Source organism: Sporosarcina sp. FSL W7-1283, assembly GCF_038003105.1.
Taxonomy (GTDB): Bacteria; Bacillota; Bacilli; order Bacillales_A; family Planococcaceae; genus Sporosarcina; species Sporosarcina newyorkensis.
The window spans coordinates 976484-998163 of the sequence record NZ_JBBOOL010000001.1 but is presented as its reverse complement, the minus strand read 5'-3'; the positions used below and the strand labels follow the sequence as shown (position 1 = coordinate 998163).

The window sequence follows — 21680 nt, the reverse complement described above, 5'->3', positions numbered from 1 at the left end:
ATAGATGGCAATTGTAATATTTAGTAGTATTTTAATTTTTTCTTTATACTTAGCAGTTCGATCTTCGAGTAAAGCGAAAAAAGGGAATATGGAAGATTACTTGGTCGGGGGACGATCATTTAATGGTTTCATCTTATTCTTCTTAGCAATTGGAGAAGTTTACAGCATAGGAACGATTATTGGCTTTCCGGGCGGCATCTATGCAAAGGGTGTTGGTTATGGCCTTTGGTTCCTTGGCTATATTTTATTAGCTTATCCAATTGGTTATTTCTTAGCACCTCTAATTTGGCGAGCAGGTAAGAAATACAATGCGATGACAGCTCCAGATCTATTTAAAAGTCACTTTAAAAGTAGACCATTGGAATTGATCGTCGCTTGTTCATATTTAATCTTCCTCATACCATGGGGACAATTGCAATTTGAAGGCTTAAATGTCGCATTAAATGCCTTGGGATTTAATCTTTCCCCTAGTCTGGCTGTATTTATAGCAGGCGTGATTGCTTACTTGTATATATCTGTATCTGGAGTCAAGGCGCCTGCTATCATTTCAATCTTGAAAGATATATTATTGTTTGCTGCGATTATCATTGTAGGTGTAGCCGCATTTAGAAACCTAGATGGCGTTCATAATCTATTTTCAGCCGCTAAATCTCATGGTACATCATTATCATTTACCAATACTAGTGATTTGACCTTTTCCGTAACCACAATCATTTTTCAAGCAGTCGCTTTTTACTGTTTACCATTTATTGTGACGGTCGTATTCACGAGTAAATCAGAAAAAACGATAAAGCGAGCACAGAGATTCATGCCTCTTTATATGCTAATGTACCCGTTCTTAATCGCTTCATCTTACTTTGCACTTGTTGGTCTTCCAAACGTCGATAATCCAAATCATGCGTTTATTGCCACGGCAATTGAATTATTACCATCTTGGGTTGTCGGCATAGTCGCTGCTGGTGCCGCGTTGTCAGGCTTATTAGTACTTGCTATCACTTCATTAGTTGTGGGTGGTATTTTTACTCGTAACCTTATGCCAGGTATCCCTGAAAACAAACAAAGAAAGTGGTCTCAATTTGTAGTAATTGGCTACCTACTTATCTCGATGGTTTTAACTGTTGGAATGCCAAGTTTGATGCTTCACCTTGTCAATACTGCCTATTTCGGTTTCGGACAAATCTTACCTGGACTTTTGGCTATTCTATTTTCCAAAAGTGCAACAGCCAAAGGAGTGGGCGCAGGTATTATTGCAGGAATCACTGTCGCATTGTTCCTACAATTCACTGGCATAAGTGTATTTGCAATTAATAATGGTCTAGTTGCATTAGTTTTCAACTTTGTTGTAACAATTATTGTTAGTTTGTTGACGGCAAGTAAGGTTCGCTTACTAACACCAATGGTGAACATAAAATGAGCATACGATAATTGGATGAATTTAGGATGTGGTTCAAATGCAACTAAGCACAGTATTTAATTCAATAACTCTAATTGGAATGATGATCGTAATCGGTGTTGCACTTGCCCGAGTAACACCGATTAACGAAAGTACTAAGAAAACGTATACACTACTTATTGTAAATGTAGCTATGCCTTGTATCATTCTTTCTAGTATTTTTAAAGTCAATATTGACCAATCAATGTTGAGAAATATCGGAATCGTCTTAATCCTTTCCGTTGTTATTAATACGATCGGAATTGGAATTGGATGGGTTTTTGCTTCTTCATTTTCCGGTAACCGTAGGCTTCGACAAGAGATTGCTCTTTTATCCGGTCTAGGGAATACAGGTTTTATCGGGATTCCTTTATGCGCTGCAATACTTGGACCTGAAGGAGCGCTTTATGCAGCTATTTTTGATGCAGGTGTGGATATCGTAATTTGGACAGTAGGTGTCATGATATTAAAAAATTCTTACGCCTTCTCGATAGTCAACATAAAATCGCTCATTAATATTCCAATTGTCGCAATAATCGTAGGCCTATTATGTACATTTATAAATTATCGGCCTCCTGAAATTTTCATTGATTTATCTAACCAGTTGGCGGCTTTAGCATCTCCCCTAGCAATGTTTTATATTGGCTTATTGATTATGTCTAAGAGTGAAAATAAAAGTGCAATAAAAACGACAAATGTAAATATCTTTTCTCCTATTTTCTCAAAGTTAGTAGTATTACCGATAATTACACTTTCTATTATTAGTATTTTACCGATTCAGATGGATGTGATGATCAATAAAGTGCTGCTCATTCAGGCAATGATGCCTTCACTAACGCTAGCATCCATTTTATTTACAAAGTACTCTAAAGATGAGGTGTTTGGAGCATTTGCTACCGTTATGTCAACCATAATTTCGTTAGTAACGATTCCTTCGCTAATTTTGATATTCATAAAATTTAAATACATGTGAGGAGAATGAATGCCATGATAAAAGTGGACAGACTGTTTAAAAATGCAAACGTTTTAACGATCGACGAGGAAAACAATTATGCGAATGTTGTAGCATCCTATAATGGCAAAATCACAGGAATATGGACCAATAGTGAGTTCGATCTTATAAAAAAAGAGATTGAGAAAGACGATAAACTCATTGTTCATGATTTAGAAGGCCAGACGCTCATTCCTGGTTTTATTGATACTCATAACCATTTACTTATGTATGCACTTAATAAAAACCAAGTAGACTGTTCTTCACCAAAAAATGAAAGTATCGAGGATATTCTCAACAACCTTCGAACACATCACAATACACATTCGGATGGCAGCTGGATTATTGGGTACGGGTACGATGATACCTTGCTAAAAGAGAATAGACATCCTACTCGTCATGATTTGGATAAAGTAAGTACGAATCGTCCAATATTTATAAAACATATCTCGAATCATTTAGCAGTCGCAAACTCCTATGCACTCAAGCTTGCGGGAGTTGATGAGTCAATTGAGAATCCTGAAGGCGGTCATTTTGGAAGAGAAGAAAATAACTCCCTGAATGGTGTGTTATTTGAACCTTCAGCAATGGATATAGTTTATAAGCACGCTCCGATTCCAACAGAGGAAGAAGTTATTAAATTAATGGGACTCGCGTCAGAAGACTATTTGGCACAAGGTATCACGACAAGTTCAGATGCAGGCGTAGGTTTAGTATTTGGCCGGTCCGAATATGACTTGCATATGATCGCATTAAGAGAAGGCGCAAACCAACTGCGTATGCGTCTAATGATTATGTATGATTTATTATCTGAAGGTGGCCCATTCGAAAAATTTCACGCTGAAGAATTACGAGAAAGAATTTTGAAAGACTCGAATGGAAAAGCAAAGTTAGATAGTGCCAAGCTATTTCAAGACGGTTCTATTCAAGGGTTGACTGGCGCATTGCGTAAACCTTACTATTGTGATGACGAGTTATACGGTGATTTAATTTTTCATCAAGATACTTTAAATTCTTATGTCCTTGATTTCCATAACCGTGGTTTTCGTGTTACAACGCACGGGAATGGTGATCAGGCAATTGGCTCGATTATTGAAGCGTACAAATACGCCCTTAATTCCAATACGAAAATAGACCATCGACATCGCATTGAACACGTACAAACCGCTACTGTAGAGGACTTACAGGAAATGAAAAAACATGATATCGCCGCCTCTTTCTTTATCAATCATGTGTACTATTGGGGGGATCGTCATAAACGAATATTTTTAGGACCTGAAAGAGCAGAACGCATGAACCCCTTAAAAGATGCCTCAGATTTAGATATGCTTTATACATTACATTCAGACTGTCCAATCACTGCCATTTCCCCCTTATTTTCTATCTGGGCAGCGGCTAATCGTATTACACGGGAAGGTAAGGTGTTAGGAGAAGGCCAAAAGATAGATGTCTTAGAAGCTATAAAATCAATGACTATATATGGAGCACGATTAAACTTTGAAGAAGACCAATTAGGTAGTATAGAGGTTGGGAAATTAGCGGACTTTGCTGTACTTGATCGAGACCCTACTGCAATTGATCCGTTAGAAATTAAAGATATTTCAGTTGAAATGACTATTATAAACGGAGAAGTAATTTATGAAAACACAAAACAAGTTGCAACAAACTTATAAATAAAAAAGAAGACTCCCATTTAGTGAGGAGTCTCCTTTTATTTACCAGCCCTTGCTGACTTAAAATGAAGTGAATATAACTCAGGATTATAATCAGCTATACAATATTCAACCAAATCACCATTCACGTCATAGACAAATCGCTCTAAGTGTAAAGTATAACAATCTTCAGGAAGATTAAGTAATTCCGCATCTTCAATTGATATTTTTTGAGCGGTAATCTTTTCATCAGCTTCATGAAGCCGAATAGACAGTTCTTTCTCCATTAAATCATATAGTGTTCCATGGCTAATATCTAGATTTGCCAATTGTAGACCTATATTAACAGGATAATACTGTGTTTCGATTGCAAGAGGCACCTCATTTGCATAACGAACACGCTTAATCAGATACGCATTCTCTAAAGCAATCGCCTTATTTAATTCCTCAGGAACTACTTCAATTCCATGTCCAATTAGTTTAGTACTGGGAATCTTGTTCATACGCTCAATCATTTCAGTTGTACTAATAAAATTCCCCTGCCAATAATGAACAGGATGTTTTGAAATAAATGTTCCCCTACCATGTTTTTTTTCTAGTATTCCATCAATAACTAATTGTGAAATAGCTTCTCGAACAGTGCTTCTGCTCACATTATATGTTTCCATTAATTCACGTTCACTTGGTATTTTCTCCTCAAATAGACCTTGCGTTATCTTTTGTTCTATACTCTTTCTAAGTTGTATATGTAGCGGCACTGGACTGCTAGGATTGATCACGCTAATTACCTCCTCAGAATTCACAAGGAAAAATTCCCTACGTGCCTATATACTTATATGATACCTTTTTAATCCATGAGTGTCTAATATCGTGGTGGCTTGAGATTTTATCATACTAAAAACGAAGACCCATTGGTTCTTATCTGGTATGTTTACAGGCACTTGAGTTCGGAGAGTATACTTGTAAAAAAACGAGACGGACATCCGAGTTCCAAAAGCACATTGGCAATTAAATGAACAAGTATTCTAGCTTTATACAATTTTAATAAGTGTCTAAATTGTATGGGGGCCAGGTAACTTTACTAATCGACAAGCTTCTGATGTAACATTTGTCACTTTCTTAAATAGATCAACAAGTATAAATTTGAACGCAAGGAAAGCTTTATTGAAATTAATTCAAGCACCTGTATCCCTTCCACTTCCTTCTATATAGAAAGAAAAAGGGGCTTTTCTCATGACACATTATCTTTCCAAGTACGCAAAATTCCAAAACAAATTGAAATGGATGCAGCCGCACGCAAGCATATGGATCTTTATTGGAATGTGATGAACAAGACCGACCTGCATTACTTGAGATGATCCGCTGCTACTCGGTGAAGTACTTGGCCGCCCACTTAAAGCATGAGACGATTGAGACGAAACTCGGCTTGTCGAATTCCACGGTCAGACGTGCTATCCAGAAACTGATCAAGCTGCAGATCATCAAACGAATCCATTACATCAGACCTATGATAAGCGGTTTGGGAGCAAACATTTATGTTATTTTGCAGGTGAATGACCTGGAGAATTTGAACAGGGGTAAGGAAGCGGACGAGCCCAATAAAGATACGGTTTCTAAATCGGTTTCGGAAAATGAACCTTCTATCTATAAATCTTGAGACACTAAAGACTTTATAAAGACGTCTTACCCTGCTGGTGAAAAGTTATCCACAACCCTATTCACGACGATGATGAATATATTGTCATTGACCAGAGATATCTCAAAGACACGTGAATTCTTTGGGATCTATAGAGCTCTTTCAGGACGCATGTTGAAATTTGAAATTTATAAAGGCAAGGAAGATGTATTCGAGGATTTGGCTTATCGAGCGATGCGAATCAGCGTGATGGCAATGAAAACGAAGAATATCCGAAATTTTCCTGGTTATTTTAGCGGTGTTCTGCGGGAACTGATTGATGAGACGTTTTTAGGGGATGTTTATCAGGGGTATAGCGTTCTAGTTCAGAATTTACATTGGTAATAAAACTTAGAAAAGCGTTCTTTAATAAAGGGAACGCTTTTATTTGAACAGTCTGTACTTTGAATTTGACCATGCATAATGTCTTTCATTTCTGCGATCAAATTCAGCTCAAATGCTTTTTAATTAAATACAGTGAATTCACTCATTTATGCTGTCATCTGCAATAAATCAGTAAGGGATTGCGGATTAGTCATGTCGAACAATTAATATTATTTAAGATAGATAGTTCTCCAACGACCTAATCGCTTCCTGATGTTCCTGCATTTGCTTATTCAGCTGTTCTTGCTCATCAATCAACAATCGATGCTCTGCGGCATACTGAGCAATCTCTTTCATCTCATGCAGCCTGCTTTCAATCTCTAGGGTACGATCTTGTTGCTTACCCCGCTCCAGTTGCTGTTTAAGCAGTTCGAGTTCACCTTCAGAGTTTTCATACATAGCTGTCGTCTCCCTTTACGTTAAGTATTACATTTTATATCGGCTAATCAGACAGATTATCTACTAGAAACAAGCTAGATTATCTGCCTGATGTTCGAAGTAAGATTAAGCCAGCAAACATAGTATAATGGAACAAACATTCCTATAGGCTGGTGAATTCAATGGAAGGCAGCGAGCAATTATATCATCGTATTTGCGGGAAATTGCTAGGGGAAGGCAGTATAACGAAGCAAGGGAATCGGAATTCGTGGTTTCAATTCATTCACCGAATTGAAGATTTAGGCTGGGCGGAATACTGCTATTCACAACTAAAAGAGGTTTTACCGCTCACTCCCCCTGTTTATAAAAGAATCATAGATACACGTCTTAAAAAGGGGTTTTCGGAATGTTACACAGTACAATCAAGGACGCATGAAGTGATTACCGGGCTATATCAAACGTGGTATCCTGCCGGAAAGAAGAAAATACCTTTCCAATTCCTGAATCGCTATTTAAACGAGGAGGCATTGTCTTGGTGGTATCAGGATGATGGGCATCTAAAAGTCGTGAACGGAAAAATGAGCAAAGTCATCTTATCAACAGACAGTTTTTCTACTGAGAAAAACATCCAATTGATCGCATTGCTTTTTGACAAGTTCGGGCTACATTTTGCATTTGGCGGACAAAACCGATTAATTCTTTATAATCAGTTCCAGATCACCTATTTCTTGAAACTAGTTTCTCCGTGGATAAGCGAAGCTATGAAGCGAAAGGAGGCAGTCGAATTGCCACGGCGACCAGTTTCGAAACGGACGACAATCTACTTACCATCAACAATTTCTCTCTTAAAGCCGACTGCAGAGATTAATGAAAAACTAAACAGGTTGGATACACTTATTTGCCATGATGGTAAAATTGTTTGCCACGCTTCATTGTTTAAACTATTTACAGAAAATTGCTCCGCAGTGTCGGAAATTAGTGCTTATCAAATTAGAATTCAAGATTTCCAGCGTGAAAAACTAGCTAGTATACGGCAACAAACCGGGTTAACGGTGAGCCAGTTGGTTGATTATTGTTTTAGAGTGTGAAATGTGTGAAATGTTTAAAATTCAGATTCATATCTGAATTGTGTGATGCACAGCGTTTAATGTGGAATAAGTCAAGTGCCATGTTTGAGCTATTTTTAGGGACACGAAACCAAAGCTCCGGGAAGACGCCTTTTTTGGTGCTTTTCTAACGACTCTAACACTATAACTTCATTTTTTATACACTGACAAATCGACTAAAAAAGACCGCTTGTTTGGGTTTGTTTCTTAACTTTCCAGCGATGACTTTTTGTAAAACGTAATCAGGGCAAGTGCTTTGATAAAGCGTTTGATGTTTCCTCATGGCATAGGCGAGGCGTACTATTCTATTGCCAATTGCGATATACGCCTGGCCTGTCAGCTTTCCCTGTTCCTTCATCCGTCGGTAACGTGCATTCCTTTCGGGATTATGAAGGGCCGCACATTTACCGGCTTGATAGACGATGCCGCGGAATGGCGCCCGTCCCTGCTTCGAGATCGCGAAGTGAGTGGCTTTTTTCCCGCCGGACTGCTTCACAACGGGATTGGTACCAGCCATCTTGATCAACTGTCCCGCATTCGTGAACGCTTCCAAATCACCCATCTCAGCTGTAAGTTCAGCGGCGAGTATTACACCAATTCCTAGAACACTTAACAGAATACCGCTGTCGGTTTCTAGAAGCAACTCTTCAATTACTTCTTCCAGTTCGGTAACCTGTCGACGAATTAGATCGTATTCATCCAACTTCAATCGCAGAAGCAGTAGCTCACCGGCTAACGCTTCTTTGGGCTTGGATATACTTTCTTCGGCATACCATAACAACCGTTCAATAACTGCGTCACGTAACTTTAGATTGTGTTCGATGGACAATGCCCGCAATCCTTTGGCACCAAGCTCGATGATATCTGATGGGTGCGGGTAATGTCTCATGAGGAAGAGAGATGTCTTGGATGTGAACTCATCAACTATTTTCACGACTTGGTTTTTTCCATCTTTCCGCACATTCTTGCCTTGAAATTCTCGGAAGATATGATCCATATATAGGCGGATATGGTTGATACAGCGGGTCCGTTCATCCACCATCCGCCTCTTGCCCGAGTCAGTGTCTGAAGCCTTTCAAAACACTCCTGCTTCTTCCTGCTTGTGTCTCCACGTCCCTGCAGAATGGACTGCACAATCGCATGTAGATCCACTCGGTCTGTCTTCGTGTAGTTCAGCATCTTCTTTCGTTCTTCCGCTGTTGTCGCGGCGTTGATTACTCGCACCATATACCCCTGTTGATCACATACTCTGACCAAGTCTTCATGAGGAGTCGTCTCTATGCCTAAGATGACACGCGTTAATTGATACGTTTCTAGTGTCTGGTCAATTTATCCCTTCAACACTTGAAACCCTGTTTGGGACCGGTCAAATTCGAAAGGTCCTCTTAAAATATCTCCAAAGATCGTACAAATCATCGCGGCGTTCACATACTTAGCAGCATCAATAGCTACAATACTGGTCAGCTTCAGCCCTTCTCATCAGGCGGCTCCAATTACTTCCGTTTCTTCCCTGAATATGATTTAATGATGACATAACCATTTTTTTCAGCTCCTCTTTTACTAGTGAGGTAGGTTGGGAAGTTCTGTGATTGGTACTCTCCTATACCCTGAAAACAATGGTTTCTTTGTGTTTCACTCAATCTATTTCATATAATAGGTATTCCAAACTTACTGCTCCTGCCCGGTGTGCAATAGTGAGTGTGTTCACTCTTAGAAGTTGGTCTGATAAGCGTACACGATTATAAAGAGGTTGGCGCTGTGTACACAGCTGGACTGATTGCCGAAATCGGTGATGTAAAGAAGTGTAATGACCACTACGCGCTGGCAAAATACGCGGGTCTGACGTGGAATCAGTATCAATCCGGTGAATATGAATCTAAGAATACAAGCCGGATGCGAACAGGCAATAAATACTTGCGTTATTATCTGATTCAAGCAGCCGATTCCATTCGTAAGCATGATTCAGAATATCAGGCATTCTACCAGAAGAAGTACGATGAAGTTCCGAAACATAAACGCGCTCTCGTCATGACCGCAAGATAACTGGTACGGTTGGTGTATTCACTACTCGCACCAATCAATTGTACATACCACTTGAAAGGAGAGGGTAAGACCGCTCTCTCATGTCCTTTCTTCCAGCCTCAACTTCCATTTTTTTCTTTTTAAAAATAAGAAAATACGAGATTTATTTGTCATACCTAAAAACCCTGGATATTGGCATGCCATACAATTAATATTCCAATTCATTCGATTTGGGTACTTGACTTATTACCACCGGGCTTAATTAATATAGATAATAATTTAGTACTAATACTTAAAGACTTCATATTTTATTGAAATTTTGACACCAATATTTAAAATATATTGCTAGATGACTACCTGAATAAAACAACAAAGACAAACTTTTCATTATCTAGGCGATCGAATAATCATCAGAATTTAGAATTCTACTAAAGATGGTTTCTCAAATTTCCATTCAAGGAATATAAGATACTCCTTTGCTGTTCAATTGAAGACGAAAAAGTTTCATAAGAAACTCGGCATAAATATTTAAATTCCTTTAAGGCTTATGAAAGTACTATTTATTAAGAATAAATTTCCGGTTGTTAATAATTAATCTTTAAAACAGTTCTCGTTATCTAAGTAACTTTCTACCAAATTTACATCTTCTATATTGTCAATATCTACCAAGGGTTCATCAATAATATAATATCCTTGGTTGTCATTCAAACTAGTATATTGATTTAATAGAGATATGTCATTTATATAAATAGCTCCATTAACATAATAATAAGGATTAAAATCTTGACGTCTTACAGTGCTTTTAACATTCAGTAATGATAGAAGTTTCCCATTCTCGTCAATACTCCGAATCAACAAAGGATGTTCATTTACAGGGGATAAGCTTACTAAGTCGCTATATGAATTCTCAAATAGTCTTTCAATTGATTGATCAATATGCTCTGCTGTCCTTAATGGCTGTGTCGGTTGCAGGGTTATTATATAGTCATAGTGTTCTTCTAAGTTGTCTAATACGCACAATAAAGAATCTAACGTTTTTGCTTCATCAGTGGCCAATTCAGAGGGCCGCATGAAAGGTATTTCAGCTCCATATTTTATACTGACTTGTGCTATTTCGTTGTCATCAGTTGAAACAATTATCCGATCAATATAGCTCGATTCCTTAGCTGCTTCGATTGCATAAGCAATTAAAGGTTTACCTTGAATCTCATAGAGATTCTTCCTCGGTATTCCTTTGCTGCCGCCACGAGCGGGTATGACAGCCAGAAAAGTTTTATCTTTATACAATTAGCTCACCTCGGAATGAATTGTTTTTGAATCGGATAGTTCCAGAATTCCTGGTCGTTTATAACTGACATGAATTTCTTAGCACTCTCGCCCTCACCAAATAATAATCTAGGCTCGAATCGGACATTGGATACCTGGTTAATGGCCATTACAATATCCTTTTCTACAGTTTCCACATGTATAACATGTGGAGCCTCTTCTTTTGTATATCTACTCAATTGTCTGGTTCCTATATCTATTGTAGGTGTTCCATAGATGCCAGCCTCTCTTATCCCTGCACTAGAATTTCCAATTACAAATTCTGCGTTCCGTAAAAGCGTTAGAAAATATTCAAAACGTAAGGAAGGAAATAATTTAATCCGATCTATACCAGTTAGCTGTTCATACGCTTTAAATATCAATTCACAACCCAAATCATTATTTGGATAGATGACAATAAAGTTTTTCCCACTTTCTAGAATTGCATCTTTAACTTCACTTATTTGCATAGGTAATTGCTCAACCTCAGTAGTTACTGGGTGAAACAAAAGGATTGCATAGTTATCAAAAGAGATTTCATACCTTTTTTTTGCCTCTTCCAAACTAGGCAGCTGTTCTGTTCTCATAACGTCGATATCAGGGGAACCGATAATAAAAATTGATTTCTCTCTTTCTCCTAGCTGCGTAACATACCGAGCTGCCTGCTTATTAGACACTAGATGATAATGTGCAAATTTAGTTATAGCATGACGAATCGATTCATCAATTGTACCTGAAATCTCTCCACCTTCTATATGCGCAACACGTATGTTATTCAGAGCTCCGACAATTGCTCCAGCTAATGCTTCAACACGATCACCATGCACTATAATTAAATCAGGTTTGAACTCCTCCACGTAATTACTAAACCCCGTTATCGTGCTGCTTAACGTTAGATCGGCACTCTGTGCATCACGCGTGTTCACAAACTGATAAATATTACTAAAACCGTCTTTAACAACCTCTCCATAAGTGGATCCATATTTCGACAGCATATGCATACCTGTGACGAAAACTTGCAATTCGAAGTCGGGACTCTCTTCTACAGACTGCATTAAAGCTTTCAACTTTCCATAGTCAGCTCTTGTCCCAGTTAGGAAAACAATTTTTTTCATTTCAACATACTCCATTGGAGTTGAGTATCTAGTGATATATTGTGAGCAGCCTCTTTCCCAAGCAAATTTTTAAAATCGGCAGCTTTAATTTCACCAGTTCCTGGTCGTTTAACCCAAATGTTATCCATAGTAAATTTATCACCTTTTTTTATCGGAGCAATTGATACGACAGTAGAGTAAGCAAAATCAATTGTCACCTGCTCTTCTGGCAATATCTCTTTAGTACCCCCTAGCGCCTTCCAAATCGCCTCAGTACCTTCTATTAATTCTTTCAATTCCTGAGGATCAATTGATATCGGAATATCTGGTCCATCCCATGACTTGTTTGATGTAAAGTGTTTTTCCACTATACTGGCACCAAGTGGAATTGCGCCGTAGCAAGTATAATTATGTAATGAATGGTCACTAAGACCAAGCACTGCATTCGGAAAGTTTCGTTTTAAGTCTTCAATTGCACCTAAGTTTACTTTATTGTAGGGTGTAGGATACATAGAAGTGCAGTGAAGCAAGGCGTATTGCACATTTGCTCGTTCTAAGATCTCGACAGCTGGTTTAATAGATTCAATATTATTCATACCAGTGCTGAGGATCATCGGCTTACCAAACGATGAGATATGTTCAATTAGCGGATAGTTATTACATTCCCCAGAACCAATCTTATAAGCGTCTACACCGAGTTCTTCTAAATGATTCGCTGCAGCACGAGAAAAAGGTGTACTCAAAAAGAGCATACCTTTCTGTTCGACGTACCGCTTTATTTCCATTTCTTCATCTTTAGTAAGTGCACAACGAGCCATAATGTCATAAATCGATACATCAGCGTTTCCTGGAATTACTTTCTTAGCTGCAGAAGACATTTCATCTTCGACAATATGTGACTGAAATTTAACGATTTCAGCTCCAGCTAAACAGGCATCGTCAATCATTTGAATTGCTTTATTAATATCACCCTCGTGATTAATCCCTATTTCAGGAATGACTAGAGGAGAATGATTCAAGTCTACAGCTCTTTCTTTAATAACCAATCTATTAATCATTTATCACAAAACCTCCTTCAAGAAGTCCCGAAAATTTAATAAGTTCTTTTTCATTTCTTTATTCAAATTATCTTTAACACTCTGATACTCAATTACTAGCTCGTTCAGAGAACTATTATAACTAATTAATCGATCTACCTCACTAGCTAACTTTGTTTTAAAATTCACTTCATTAATATCCACTTTTCTATGTGGCATAGAGATTTCATCATACAGTTGATTATGCTTGATATATGAAAGAATACCGTAAGTAGGTTTTCCTAGTGCAATTGCGCAAACATTTGCATGAAATCGCATACCGAATATCATGTCACAATCTTTGTAGAGCTTAAATGACTCTAATTCTTTTCCTTGGAGCAAAGGAGCAATAGAGATTCGTTTTCTCACAAAATTAATATTTATCATTTTCAAAATATCTGTAATAGGGACATAATCTGATTGTATATGTGGAAAAAGAATTATATTATAGTCAGTTTCTTTTAAAACCTTGTTAATATGAAGAGTAACACTTTCAAGAAACTCTTCATAATTCAACTTCTTATAACGTAACTCCATCATATCTATGGCAATATTAAAACCTATAGATTTAGTATTGTTATTATTATCTGTTTTATAAGCCTTCAACTCTTCGACTTCATCTAATCCAAACCCCCAGTCAGGGACTGTAGATATAAGACTTGTATGCTCAGGAAAATATTTATTGATTATGGATTGAGATCCATCGTTTCGAACCGTAAAATAAACGTCGTTGTGCTTAAAGATAGTATCTAGGAATGTTTTGAATTTCTCTATATTGAGATCACTCGTTCCTTTATTATCGTCAATACCTATCGCATTAATAAAAATAGGAGTCTTTATTTTCTTCAAAAATTCTGGAGAAATATCGAATGTGGTGCCTGTTAAGGAATAATCCCAGCATAATTCAAAGAAATTTCCGCCCCCTATGATGAAAAGGTCATGCTGATTAACAAATTCCACAAAATCCTCATCGAACTTTCTTATTTGATTAACCTTATAAAAATCTCTTATTTCCAGCTCTTCTATTTCAAAGGAAAACTCATCCAACTTTCTTAATTGGTGATAAAAGGATTGATGATTTGCTATATCTCCTATATTTCCAGCAAAACTAGCTAAATGGAGTGCTTTAATTTTCTTCATTACTTCTCATTCCTTCAATATTACTTAATAACTCCAAAAACAAAGGAGTTGAGTTTTGATATTCTTCTTTACATGCAATAATAAAAGGTCTAAATGTTTCCAGTATTTCTTTGCTTTTCTTTTTGATGTTTTGCTCATACTTCAACTTTAAAACTCTTTCTTGTAGTCTCTCATACTGCACTTTTATCATCGACTTAATAATAACTTGATAATAATGATTATCCGACAATAAAGACACTTTTTTATCAAGAAGCAAATGTAAGCTTTCTAATTTGCTTCTTATATTTAAAGATTCATTTTCTAGTATCCTATCTAAAATCTCCATCACATCTTTTAATTGATTATCTAAATGAAGATGTGCTTTATTCAAGATGGTGAGCTTCTTAACAATATGGTTGATATTGCTATTTACTTCCCCTTCATACCAATTCTTTATGACTACACTTTTATGGAGTGTTTTTTTGATCAACGTAGCAAGCTCAATAAATTCAGTACCCTCAATAGCGGCACCGCCTTTTGTCGTATTAATAACGTTGGTTTGTGGATTGGCATTTATATATAGTTTAAACTGATCTAGCATCCTGATATACATATCTTCTGTGAAAACTATTTCACCGTAAACATCTTTGATAGGTACGAGATCTTTTTTCTTTTCTTCGCTAATTGAATTACTAATATGTCTATAATTGATCCCTTCAGCAAATCGTTTATTGTTTCTAAAAGATAAGTTTTGTCCCACTAAAATAATTTCAGAAAATCCAAGTTTAATAAGTAATTGCAAAGTTATCACAGCAATTGATGGGGCATCATTAATTACGCTTAAATTTTCAGTTTCACCTAAAAGATAAGATGATATAATATCCTGACTGGTGACCATACTTAACAAGATTCCTGGATAATTTTCAATAGTTTCATATCCTACAGATGTTCCGAAAATTAAAGGTATATCTTTTATATTCTTGTCTTTTATGATTTTAATTACATTCTGATTACGTTCCTTCGGGTCATACGTACAAGCCGCATCCGGATAAATCCCCTGTTCAATCAGCGCGTTGATCGCCGACCCAACAGAAAAGATATAAGCCAAACCATTTTCCTTGATATACCGCAAGTTCTTAAATTCTTCATTCAATGAAGGCCCTGCGGCCACAATGATAGCAGGCTTCCCTTCAAAAGCACTCCGGTCAATATCATGAAGGATGTTCGGTGTCTTCAGCACTGTCGCGAAGTTTTTGATTGAGTTGATTGTCCATCGCTTTTGAAATACTGCATTTGTTGCAAGTGCGCTGTGCCGGTCTTTTACAGACTCTAATGCTCTCTGTAAAAGAAGTTGAATTTGCTCACCATAGATGTTCTCATACACTGGCAGTGTGATAATTTTCAATACATTATTCGAGGCAGCAAGCAATCCCTGTATTTTCTCAGTCAGCAACTCCTCATCTGTACCTGTGAAAACTGACTGCAATTGTTGGATCGGCAGCTTGTCTAAAGGCATATTGGATAAGTAGGCGTGCAATATTTCTTCATTCGGTTCATAAATAGAAAACTTGACGTCAACGTGAGCTTCCAGGTAGCTGTTGATATGATAGCCCATTCCTACCCCGATGAACAATATATGACGGACGCTTTCTTCATCATGTTTATCCGCCAGCCGCTTTGCTTCTCTTTCTGGATCATACTTACTCTGGATATACTGCGTTTTCCCTTCCAGCTCCACTTTGACTGTCGGAACGCCAGTTTTCGCCTGGTCGATTTCAATGCTTTCGTAAGGTTTCTCGTCCCAAATAGAGAGCTGCTGCAGGAGTTCACGGTGTTTAATTCGCAGTAAGTTCCGGTTATCAATTAAGATCATGGCGGGTCCCCTCATTATCAATCGTCCATTCTGTTTCTTTCTGTAGCTCTTCAAAATTCGGAAGAAGTTCATACTGCAGCAGGTCGCCGATCAAAATATTATCTTCATTCTCGATCGCTTCCGCCAAATTGCTGATCTCTTCCTGCATTTTATTGGACACTGCAATATAGCGGTCCCAGTTAGAAGGAACATTACCGCTTTTTCCGACAGTCATCAGCATCTCCTGAATCCACTGCAGGCCGCTTAGCAGCTGATCGAGCGTCGACCAGGTTTCTGCCTTCGGATTATCATAGAAAGCCTCTGCAAGTGGCTGAAACACAGGAATAGCTCGTTCCGTGTAATCCTGTGTCGAAAGCAGTAAATCATTGACGAACTCTTTCACTGTCTTCGCAATAATTTCAAGCTTCCCAACGCCCGGAAGTTCCTGCTCTAAATATTGTTCATGGTTTTCATAGACAGCTGTTCCATCTGCAATGAAATGGCTGAAGTAGTAATCTTTTTGAAGATAGTTATTAATCTGTTCAATGACCTGTTCCGCAGTCGGCTGGTCGAGTGTAATGGTCTCTTGCTGAAAAATCATTTCCACGGAGAACGCCTCCAATAGTTTTATGTAGATTGTATCATAATCATATTATTATTATCGGCTGAAAGTGAAAGGTTTGAAGTAGATTTACGTTGGTGAATATTGCACAATAGAACATATGCACTATTTGAGGAGTGGATATTCAATGACTGACTATCATCATTTTATTCACAAATATGCGGTAAATTGTTTGGAGATGGCTGTTTCACGAAACAGGTGAACAGACAGCCGAGTTTTCAGTTCATACATCGAACAGAGGACTTGGGATGGTCGGCGTATTGCTATACACAATTAAAGGACTTTCTACCTCTGTCATCGCCTGCTTATAAGAAGAATATCGATCCCCGTTTAAAGAAAGGGTATTCAGAGAGTTATGTAGTGCAGTCACGGACACATACACGAATAAATGTTATGTATGAAGAGTGGTACCCTGCCGGCAAGAAAGTAATTCCTTTTCATTTCCTGAATAGGTATCTCAATGAAGAAGCATTGGCGTGGTGGTATCTAGATGACGGGCATTTAAAAGTAGTAAACGGAAAAATGTCTAAGATCATTTTATCTAAAGAAAGCTTTTCCGCTGATGAGAATGTAGGATTAATCAATTTACTGTACGATAAGTTTAGACTTCATTTTGTAGTGGATGGGCAGAATCGGTTGATTTTATATGACCAATTTCAAATTATGTATTTCTTGCGACTGGTCTCTCCCTGGCTACAAGACTCCATGAGCAGAAAAGCTGCCGTAGAGTTGCCTTTGCGCCCAATAGCGAAACCAACAACCGTTTATTTACCTTCCAGTGTTCAGTTGACAAAACCTACAGTAGAAATTAATGATAAATTGACGAGACTTCATTCTTTTCTCTATCCAGACGAAAAAATCGTTTGCCATCATACGTTATTTAATTTACTCAGACAGTCTACGGTTGAAGAAAAAAGACTGCTGCTTATCAGATCGTGATTCATGATGAGCACCGAAAAGTACTTGCAAAGATTCGGCAGCAGACTGGGTTGAGTGCCAGTGAGTTGGCAGCACATTGCTTTCGGTAATATATTAAAAACACGACCCGATTGCTCGAGTCGTGCTGATTCATCAGATTAACGTAGCAACTGAAGTACGCCCTGCGGCTGTTGGTTTGCTTGAGCCAACATAGCCTGAGCTGCTTGAGTTAAGATGTTGTTCTTCGTGAAGTCCATCATCTCTTTCGCCATCGTGCGAACATTAGCTTTCACTAATGACTAGACTATATCTTCACCCTCCACTCTGGGTAGGGGCCGGGCACTTCGGATCAGCAAGTTACTCAGACTTGCATTTCCTATGGATTTCATCATCTTAGCTTTCGCCTTAGATGGTGTATCCTAGTCGTTGAACCTTCTCCACTCTTTCGAGACAGGAGCTTGGCTGCTGATTGCCCAATCTCTTCTTTTTTTAAGCCGTCACGCTTACCGTTTCCAGTTACGTTGTGGCAAGAAAAGTTTCAGGGGTTTCCAGCAATTCACCCGGTCGTACTCTCTGACCGTTACCAATCAGGACGACTGTGTCTGTCACTGCTTAAGCAGCTAAGACATAATCCACGTCGCGGATACGTGATTCCGCAGCTGTTAGGTTTTCGGAAGATGTTCCAAGGTTGTTGATTGTGTGTTCGAGACGATTTTGGAAAGATCCAAGACTAGAACGTTGTGCAGAAACTGTTTCAAGAGCATTATCAATTGCTTTAATTGCAGCTGTAGCATTTGCATGTGAAGATACATCTAAGCCATATTCAACACCCGAATTGTTCGTACCGTTATTAACTGAAGCTGTTCCGCTTGTATGAACTGCGCCACTTACTCCACCTGATACCCCTGTTAAAGATTCTACAGAAGAACCTGCACCATGTGCTGCGCCACCACTTGTAGTTGTCAAACCTAGCGCTTTGGCACTCATATCTTTAATTTCGATAGTCATTCCTTGCCCCATGTTAGCACCGATTTGGAAATTCGCTTCAAATCCTTTACCGCTCACATTAGTTTCCATTAACTTTTGCGTGTTAAACTCTGTGGTATTTGCAATACGGTTAATTTCAGAAGTCAATGAATTGATTTCTTTTTGAATTTCACCGCGGTCTGATCCAACGTTTGTATCGTTTGCCGCCTGTGTTGCAAGTTCACGCATACGTTGAAGTATATCATGTGTTTCGTTTAATGCACCTTCAGCAGTCTGGATCAAAGAGATTCCGTCTTGTGCATTTTTCTGTGCCATATCCAAACCACGGATTTGTCCACGCATTTTTTCAGAGATTGCTAGACCTGCTGCATCATCTCCAGCACGGTTGATTTTTAAACCAGAAGAAAGTTTCTCCAAGTTTTTAGAAGCCTGAGCATTGTTTGCTCCCAATTGACGGTGCGTATTAAGTGCTGCAATATTGTGATTAATAATCATTTTAATTTCCTCCTTGAGTATGTGTTGGGTTCACATCCATGTGACCCATTTTTTGTGGCGGTGTCTAGAGCCGGCCGAACTCTTTCTCCCGCTTACACTATTAATATCGGATGGGTGGGTGGAGTGTTTAGTAGTTTATGAAATTTTTTTCGATTGTTTTTAAATGTGGAGGAGTTGTGGCGGTTGGTTCGTTAGCTGATGGGATGCTTGTTGATGCCGGGATGCCAAGCGCCGTCACAATTCACGAAATACGGTGAATTGTGGCGGGAGCCTGGCACCTTGGTGGGCTGTTGGTTGGTGGTTAGTCATTTTTGAGTAGGGTGGTAAACAGGTTGGCGTCCAGGGTGATGGCTTCGCTGTTGGTTTCTGTGATGGATTGGACTAGCTCTCCACGTAGGATGTCGACTGACTTCGGGGCTTCGATTCCGATACGTACTGTGTCTCCTTTTATTTCAAGAATGCGGATTTCGATGTTGTCTGAGATTTTAATGGTGTCGTTTATCTTGCGTGAAAGGACGAGCATGTTAGTTTCCTCCTTTGCCGATTGGGTGTCTGACTTCGAAATGGTTATCGCTCAGGATCATTTGTTTTGCTGTTTTGTTGTGCAGTTGGAAAATTAATGGTGCTTGAAGGTTTATTGTTGATTGTTCAAATGGTTGTTTCATGGATAGAATGCCTAGTACCATGATGTCTTCTGGTTTTGTAATTTCTAGTAAGTCAATAGTTGGTTCGTCGATTTCGAATGAGTAGTTGTCGACTATGGTGTATGGATTGGCTACGATGAAGGCTGTATTGGCGTTTTTTGTTGATTGGAGTACTTGGAATGCCGTGTTTCCTTCTATTGGTAATAGGGCGAATTCGGTTTCTTCTTCGAATCCTGGCAGACCTTTTGGGAAGTGCCAGGTTTCGGTTGGTTCTATATGGACAGAGCCGTGGAATTTTGTTTGGATTTGCATGTTGGTTGCTCCTTTTATCATTGTTTTGATACTAGTTTTAGATTTTCCAGTCGATGTCGATAGAGTTGTATTGTTCCATTATACCGGTTACTTTTCCTTGGGTGTAGTTGTGTATTGGACGGTTTATTTGTGCATCTACTATCGGCTTTTGGGTTCTTACATTGGTGTCCAATGAGCCAGGTGAGATGCTCATCTGTAGTTTTGTTCTATCGCCTACGAAGCGGACGTTGATGTCAGCTTGTGGTCGGTCGGTGTTTTGTTTGATGACGTCCGCTAGGCTGGCTCCGTTTTCGATTTTCATTAGTTGTTGGCCTTCTTGCGCACGCCTGCCTGCTCCTTCTAATGCTTGTTGCATACCGTATTGAGCATTTTCTGCGCTGCGCCTTAGTATGCTTTTAAGATCGATGTCCGCTCGGTTTTCAGTTGTGTCCAATGAGAGCTGAGGACGTGTAGTAGACATTTCCAGGATAGCGGCTGGTTGTTCGATATTTAATGTCGCTTTGGGTTGTTCGATTTCTTGGATTGGTTTATCGATTTGCAGTCCTAGCTTAGCTGATGTGGTTTGGATTTGTAGCTGAGGGATGTTCATTACGAGCGACCTCCATTCGTATATATCAAAACAGGTGCCAGGTACATGCGCAATTCGTTTATGTGACGAATTGCATTTCATACCTAGCACCCTGAGTATTGTTGTTTATCGCAAGAAATCTACTAGTGACGGTTGGATAATTCGTGCGCCAACCGACAGTGCCGCTCGGTGAATGGATTCGGATGTGATGAGTTCTGTAATAACTACTTCATAATCAATATCTTCATTTTCAGAACGTTGTTTTTTTGCTGCGCCTTCTTGCATTTGAAGACGGTTGTCCATGAGTTCAGCACGGTTGGAGCGAGCGCCGATGTCAGCTCGAGCAGTAAGTACCTTGTCTAGATTTTTCTCTATTGAAGATATAGCGCCACTGAAGTCAAAGTCATCAGTATTATTATCTACACTGTCCTGAATACCTTTAAAAACCTCATCAATTTGTTTAAACATTGCTCCAGCTTCAGTATTCACTCTCAGGTTTACTCCATCAAACACTTCTATCTCTACCTGTTTTTCATAAGCAGTTTGATTAATTGTAGGTGGAGTATTATCTGTACTTAATTCCGGATATCCGTTTTCCCCATACAACGGCTTATCTGTAGCAGTACCGCTAAAGATATATTTATCGCCTACTTTTGTATTGGCTAAATCTTGTAGTTGTTCGCGAAGCTGTTTCATTTCAATTTTAATCTTATCTCTGTCTTCAGGCGTCATGGCTCCAGTATTGGCAGCATTTGTCGCAAGCTCTTTCGCACGATGCAATACTTGCCCAACACCATCCAACGCATCATCCGAACTATCCAACCAATTATTGACTTCTCCTAAGTTTTTCTGGTATTGAGCAACTTTGTCCACCGTCATACCGTAGCCAAGGCTTTTCATGACTACAACTGGATCATCAGATGGTCGGTTGACTTTTTTTCCTGTATTCAGCTGTTCCTGCAGTATACCCATTTTGTTATAACTACTTGATAAGTTGCGCAGCATATTATTAGATAACATTGATTGTGTAACACGCATTATGTTTATT

At 38.7% G+C, this 21680-nt stretch carries 22 protein-coding genes and 2 pseudogenes; 8 read left to right on the top strand and 16 right to left on the bottom strand.

What is annotated here, in order from left to right:
* Nucleotides 1-4 precede the first annotated feature (4 nt).
* Genes MKY93_RS04635 through MKY93_RS04625 form a run of 3 tightly spaced genes read left to right on the top strand, consistent with a single transcriptional unit; the run spans nt 5 to nt 4096 of the window.
* The gene (locus MKY93_RS04635) at nt 5-1414 is read left to right on the top strand and encodes a sodium:solute symporter family protein (protein WP_078817291.1); all 1410 of its coding nucleotides are present in this window, start codon (nt 5-7) and stop codon (nt 1412-1414) included.
* Between the two features lie 37 nt (nt 1415-1451).
* Complete coding sequence (locus tag MKY93_RS04630) at nt 1452-2405, top strand: AEC family transporter (RefSeq protein WP_340758400.1); 954 nt, start codon at nt 1452-1454, stop codon at nt 2403-2405.
* A 14-nt stretch (nt 2406-2419) separates the two neighbouring features.
* Nucleotides 2420-4096, top strand: a complete 1677-nt coding sequence (locus MKY93_RS04625) for an amidohydrolase (protein ID WP_340758399.1) — start codon at nt 2420-2422, stop codon at nt 4094-4096.
* 38 nt (nt 4097-4134) lie between these two features.
* Here the strand turns inward: MKY93_RS04625 and MKY93_RS04620 are convergent, their stop codons facing one another.
* On the bottom strand, nt 4135-4854 hold the full coding sequence (locus tag MKY93_RS04620) for a GntR family transcriptional regulator (RefSeq protein ID WP_340758398.1): 720 nt from the start codon (nt 4852-4854) through the stop codon (nt 4135-4137).
* A 536-nt stretch (nt 4855-5390) separates the two neighbouring features.
* On the opposite strand from MKY93_RS04620, the gene MKY93_RS04615 reads away from it, so the two are divergent.
* Both MKY93_RS04615 and MKY93_RS04610 read left to right on the top strand, forming a co-directional pair.
* Nucleotides 5391-5732, top strand: coding sequence for a hypothetical protein (locus MKY93_RS04615; RefSeq protein ID WP_340758397.1), 342 nt, complete (start codon nt 5391-5393; stop codon nt 5730-5732).
* A gap of 69 nt (nt 5733-5801) precedes the next feature.
* Nucleotides 5802-6095, top strand: a complete 294-nt coding sequence (locus tag MKY93_RS04610) for a hypothetical protein (RefSeq protein WP_340758396.1) — start codon at nt 5802-5804, stop codon at nt 6093-6095.
* 213 nt (nt 6096-6308) lie between these two features.
* Here the strand turns inward: MKY93_RS04610 and MKY93_RS04605 are convergent, their stop codons facing one another.
* Nucleotides 6309-6533, bottom strand: coding sequence for a hypothetical protein (locus MKY93_RS04605; RefSeq protein ID WP_340758395.1), 225 nt, complete (start codon nt 6531-6533; stop codon nt 6309-6311).
* 161 nt (nt 6534-6694) lie between these two features.
* Between MKY93_RS04605 and MKY93_RS04600 the strand changes: the two genes are divergently transcribed.
* Nucleotides 6695-7600: an endonuclease gene (locus MKY93_RS04600; RefSeq protein ID WP_340760903.1), complete on the top strand. Its 906-nt coding sequence runs from the start codon at nt 6695-6697 to the stop codon at nt 7598-7600.
* Nucleotides 7601-7775: 175 nt separating this feature from the next.
* Here MKY93_RS04600 and MKY93_RS04595 read toward each other — a convergent pair whose 3' ends face one another.
* Complete coding sequence (locus tag MKY93_RS04595) at nt 7776-8615, bottom strand: IS110 family transposase (RefSeq protein ID WP_340758394.1); 840 nt, start codon at nt 8613-8615, stop codon at nt 7776-7778.
* Entirely contained in the window at nt 8549-8875 is a 327-nt protein-coding gene (locus MKY93_RS04590; RefSeq protein WP_340758393.1) for an IS110 family transposase, read from the bottom strand. The genes MKY93_RS04595 and MKY93_RS04590 overlap by 67 nt, the downstream gene beginning before the upstream one ends.
* Nucleotides 8876-9367: 492 nt before the next feature.
* Here MKY93_RS04590 and MKY93_RS04585 point away from each other — a divergent pair.
* Nucleotides 9368-9729: pseudogene (locus MKY93_RS04585) on the top strand (transposase); the annotation flags it as partial.
* A gap of 502 nt (nt 9730-10231) precedes the next feature.
* Here the strand turns inward: MKY93_RS04585 and MKY93_RS04580 are convergent.
* Genes MKY93_RS04580 through MKY93_RS04555 form a run of 6 tightly spaced genes read right to left on the bottom strand, consistent with a single transcriptional unit; the run spans nt 10232 to nt 16693 of the window.
* Nucleotides 10232-10927 (bottom strand): acylneuraminate cytidylyltransferase family protein, encoded by a 696-nt coding sequence (locus MKY93_RS04580; protein WP_340758392.1) that lies wholly within the window; start codon nt 10925-10927, stop codon nt 10232-10234.
* Between the two features lie 5 nt (nt 10928-10932).
* Nucleotides 10933-12060: a UDP-N-acetylglucosamine 2-epimerase gene (neuC, locus tag MKY93_RS04575; protein ID WP_340758391.1), complete on the bottom strand. Its 1128-nt coding sequence runs from the start codon at nt 12058-12060 to the stop codon at nt 10933-10935.
* Complete coding sequence (locus MKY93_RS04570; RefSeq protein WP_340758390.1) at nt 12057-13097, bottom strand: N-acetylneuraminate synthase family protein; 1041 nt, start codon at nt 13095-13097, stop codon at nt 12057-12059. Before MKY93_RS04570 ends, neuC begins: the two co-directional genes overlap by 4 nt.
* A gap of 3 nt (nt 13098-13100) precedes the next feature.
* Nucleotides 13101-14255 carry a polysaccharide pyruvyl transferase family protein gene (locus MKY93_RS04565; protein WP_340758389.1) on the bottom strand — a complete coding sequence of 385 codons (1155 nt, stop codon included), beginning with the start codon at nt 14253-14255 and terminating at the stop codon, nt 13101-13103.
* Nucleotides 14242-16107 carry a motility associated factor glycosyltransferase family protein gene (locus tag MKY93_RS04560; protein WP_340758388.1) on the bottom strand — a complete coding sequence of 622 codons (1866 nt, stop codon included), beginning with the start codon at nt 16105-16107 and terminating at the stop codon, nt 14242-14244. The genes MKY93_RS04565 and MKY93_RS04560 overlap by 14 nt, the downstream gene beginning before the upstream one ends.
* Nucleotides 16094-16693, bottom strand: a complete 600-nt coding sequence (locus MKY93_RS04555) for a hypothetical protein (RefSeq protein ID WP_340758387.1) — start codon at nt 16691-16693, stop codon at nt 16094-16096. The genes MKY93_RS04560 and MKY93_RS04555 overlap by 14 nt, the downstream gene beginning before the upstream one ends.
* A 183-nt stretch (nt 16694-16876) precedes the next feature.
* Here MKY93_RS04555 and MKY93_RS04550 point away from each other — a divergent pair, with 183 nt between their 5' ends.
* Nucleotides 16877-17647 carry an endonuclease gene (locus tag MKY93_RS04550; protein ID WP_340758386.1) on the top strand — a complete coding sequence of 257 codons (771 nt, stop codon included), beginning with the start codon at nt 16877-16879 and terminating at the stop codon, nt 17645-17647.
* Between the two features lie 137 nt (nt 17648-17784).
* On the opposite strand, the pseudogene MKY93_RS04545 reads toward MKY93_RS04550, so the two are convergent.
* The 6 genes and pseudogenes from MKY93_RS04545 to flgL form a co-directional block, all read right to left on the bottom strand.
* Nucleotides 17785-17898 (bottom strand): annotated as a pseudogene (locus MKY93_RS04545) (flagellin); the annotation flags it as partial.
* A gap of 340 nt (nt 17899-18238) precedes the next feature.
* Nucleotides 18239-19108 (bottom strand): flagellin N-terminal helical domain-containing protein, encoded by an 870-nt coding sequence (locus tag MKY93_RS04540; RefSeq protein WP_340758385.1) that lies wholly within the window; start codon nt 19106-19108, stop codon nt 18239-18241.
* 301 nt (nt 19109-19409) lie between these two features.
* The gene (gene csrA / locus MKY93_RS04535; protein ID WP_340758384.1) at nt 19410-19631 is read right to left on the bottom strand and encodes a carbon storage regulator CsrA; all 222 of its coding nucleotides are present in this window, start codon (nt 19629-19631) and stop codon (nt 19410-19412) included.
* A 1-nt stretch (nt 19632) separates the two neighbouring features.
* Nucleotides 19633-20064, bottom strand: a complete 432-nt coding sequence (gene fliW, locus MKY93_RS04530; RefSeq protein ID WP_340758383.1) for a flagellar assembly protein FliW — start codon at nt 20062-20064, stop codon at nt 19633-19635.
* A gap of 37 nt (nt 20065-20101) precedes the next feature.
* On the bottom strand, nt 20102-20653 hold the full coding sequence (locus tag MKY93_RS04525; protein ID WP_340758382.1) for a DUF6470 family protein: 552 nt from the start codon (nt 20651-20653) through the stop codon (nt 20102-20104).
* 105 nt (nt 20654-20758) lie between these two features.
* Nucleotides 20759-21670 carry a flagellar hook-associated protein FlgL gene (gene flgL / locus MKY93_RS04520; protein WP_340758381.1) on the bottom strand — a complete coding sequence of 304 codons (912 nt, stop codon included), beginning with the start codon at nt 21668-21670 and terminating at the stop codon, nt 20759-20761.
* Between the last annotated feature and the right edge of the window lie 10 nt (nt 21671-21680).

Coding starts and splice junctions, on each gene's coding strand:
- MKY93_RS04595 (WP_340758394.1), bottom strand. CDS start 8,615: ATGGATCATATCTTCCGAGAATTTCAAGGCAAGAATGTGCGGAAAGAT.
- flgL (WP_340758381.1), bottom strand. CDS start 21,670: ATGCGTGTTACACAATCAATGTTATCTAATAATATGCTGCGCAACTTA.
- MKY93_RS04525 (WP_340758382.1), bottom strand. CDS start 20,653: ATGAACATCCCTCAGCTACAAATCCAAACCACATCAGCTAAGCTAGGA.
- MKY93_RS04540 (WP_340758385.1), bottom strand. CDS start 19,108: ATGATTATTAATCACAATATTGCAGCACTTAATACGCACCGTCAATTG.
- MKY93_RS04630 (WP_340758400.1), top strand. CDS start 1,452: ATGCAACTAAGCACAGTATTTAATTCAATAACTCTAATTGGAATGATG.
- MKY93_RS04600 (WP_340760903.1), top strand. CDS start 6,695: ATGGAAGGCAGCGAGCAATTATATCATCGTATTTGCGGGAAATTGCTA.
- MKY93_RS04625 (WP_340758399.1), top strand. CDS start 2,420: ATGATAAAAGTGGACAGACTGTTTAAAAATGCAAACGTTTTAACGATC.
- MKY93_RS04605 (WP_340758395.1), bottom strand. CDS start 6,533: ATGTATGAAAACTCTGAAGGTGAACTCGAACTGCTTAAACAGCAACTG.
- MKY93_RS04565 (WP_340758389.1), bottom strand. CDS start 14,255: ATGAAGAAAATTAAAGCACTCCATTTAGCTAGTTTTGCTGGAAATATA.
- MKY93_RS04610 (WP_340758396.1), top strand. CDS start 5,802: ATGATGAATATATTGTCATTGACCAGAGATATCTCAAAGACACGTGAA.
- MKY93_RS04635 (WP_078817291.1), top strand. CDS start 5: ATGGCAATTGTAATATTTAGTAGTATTTTAATTTTTTCTTTATACTTA.
- neuC (WP_340758391.1), bottom strand. CDS start 12,060: ATGAAAAAAATTGTTTTCCTAACTGGGACAAGAGCTGACTATGGAAAG.
- MKY93_RS04560 (WP_340758388.1), bottom strand. CDS start 16,107: ATGATCTTAATTGATAACCGGAACTTACTGCGAATTAAACACCGTGAA.
- csrA (WP_340758384.1), bottom strand. CDS start 19,631: ATGCTCGTCCTTTCACGCAAGATAAACGACACCATTAAAATCTCAGAC.
- fliW (WP_340758383.1), bottom strand. CDS start 20,064: ATGCAAATCCAAACAAAATTCCACGGCTCTGTCCATATAGAACCAACC.
- MKY93_RS04570 (WP_340758390.1), bottom strand. CDS start 13,097: ATGATTAATAGATTGGTTATTAAAGAAAGAGCTGTAGACTTGAATCAT.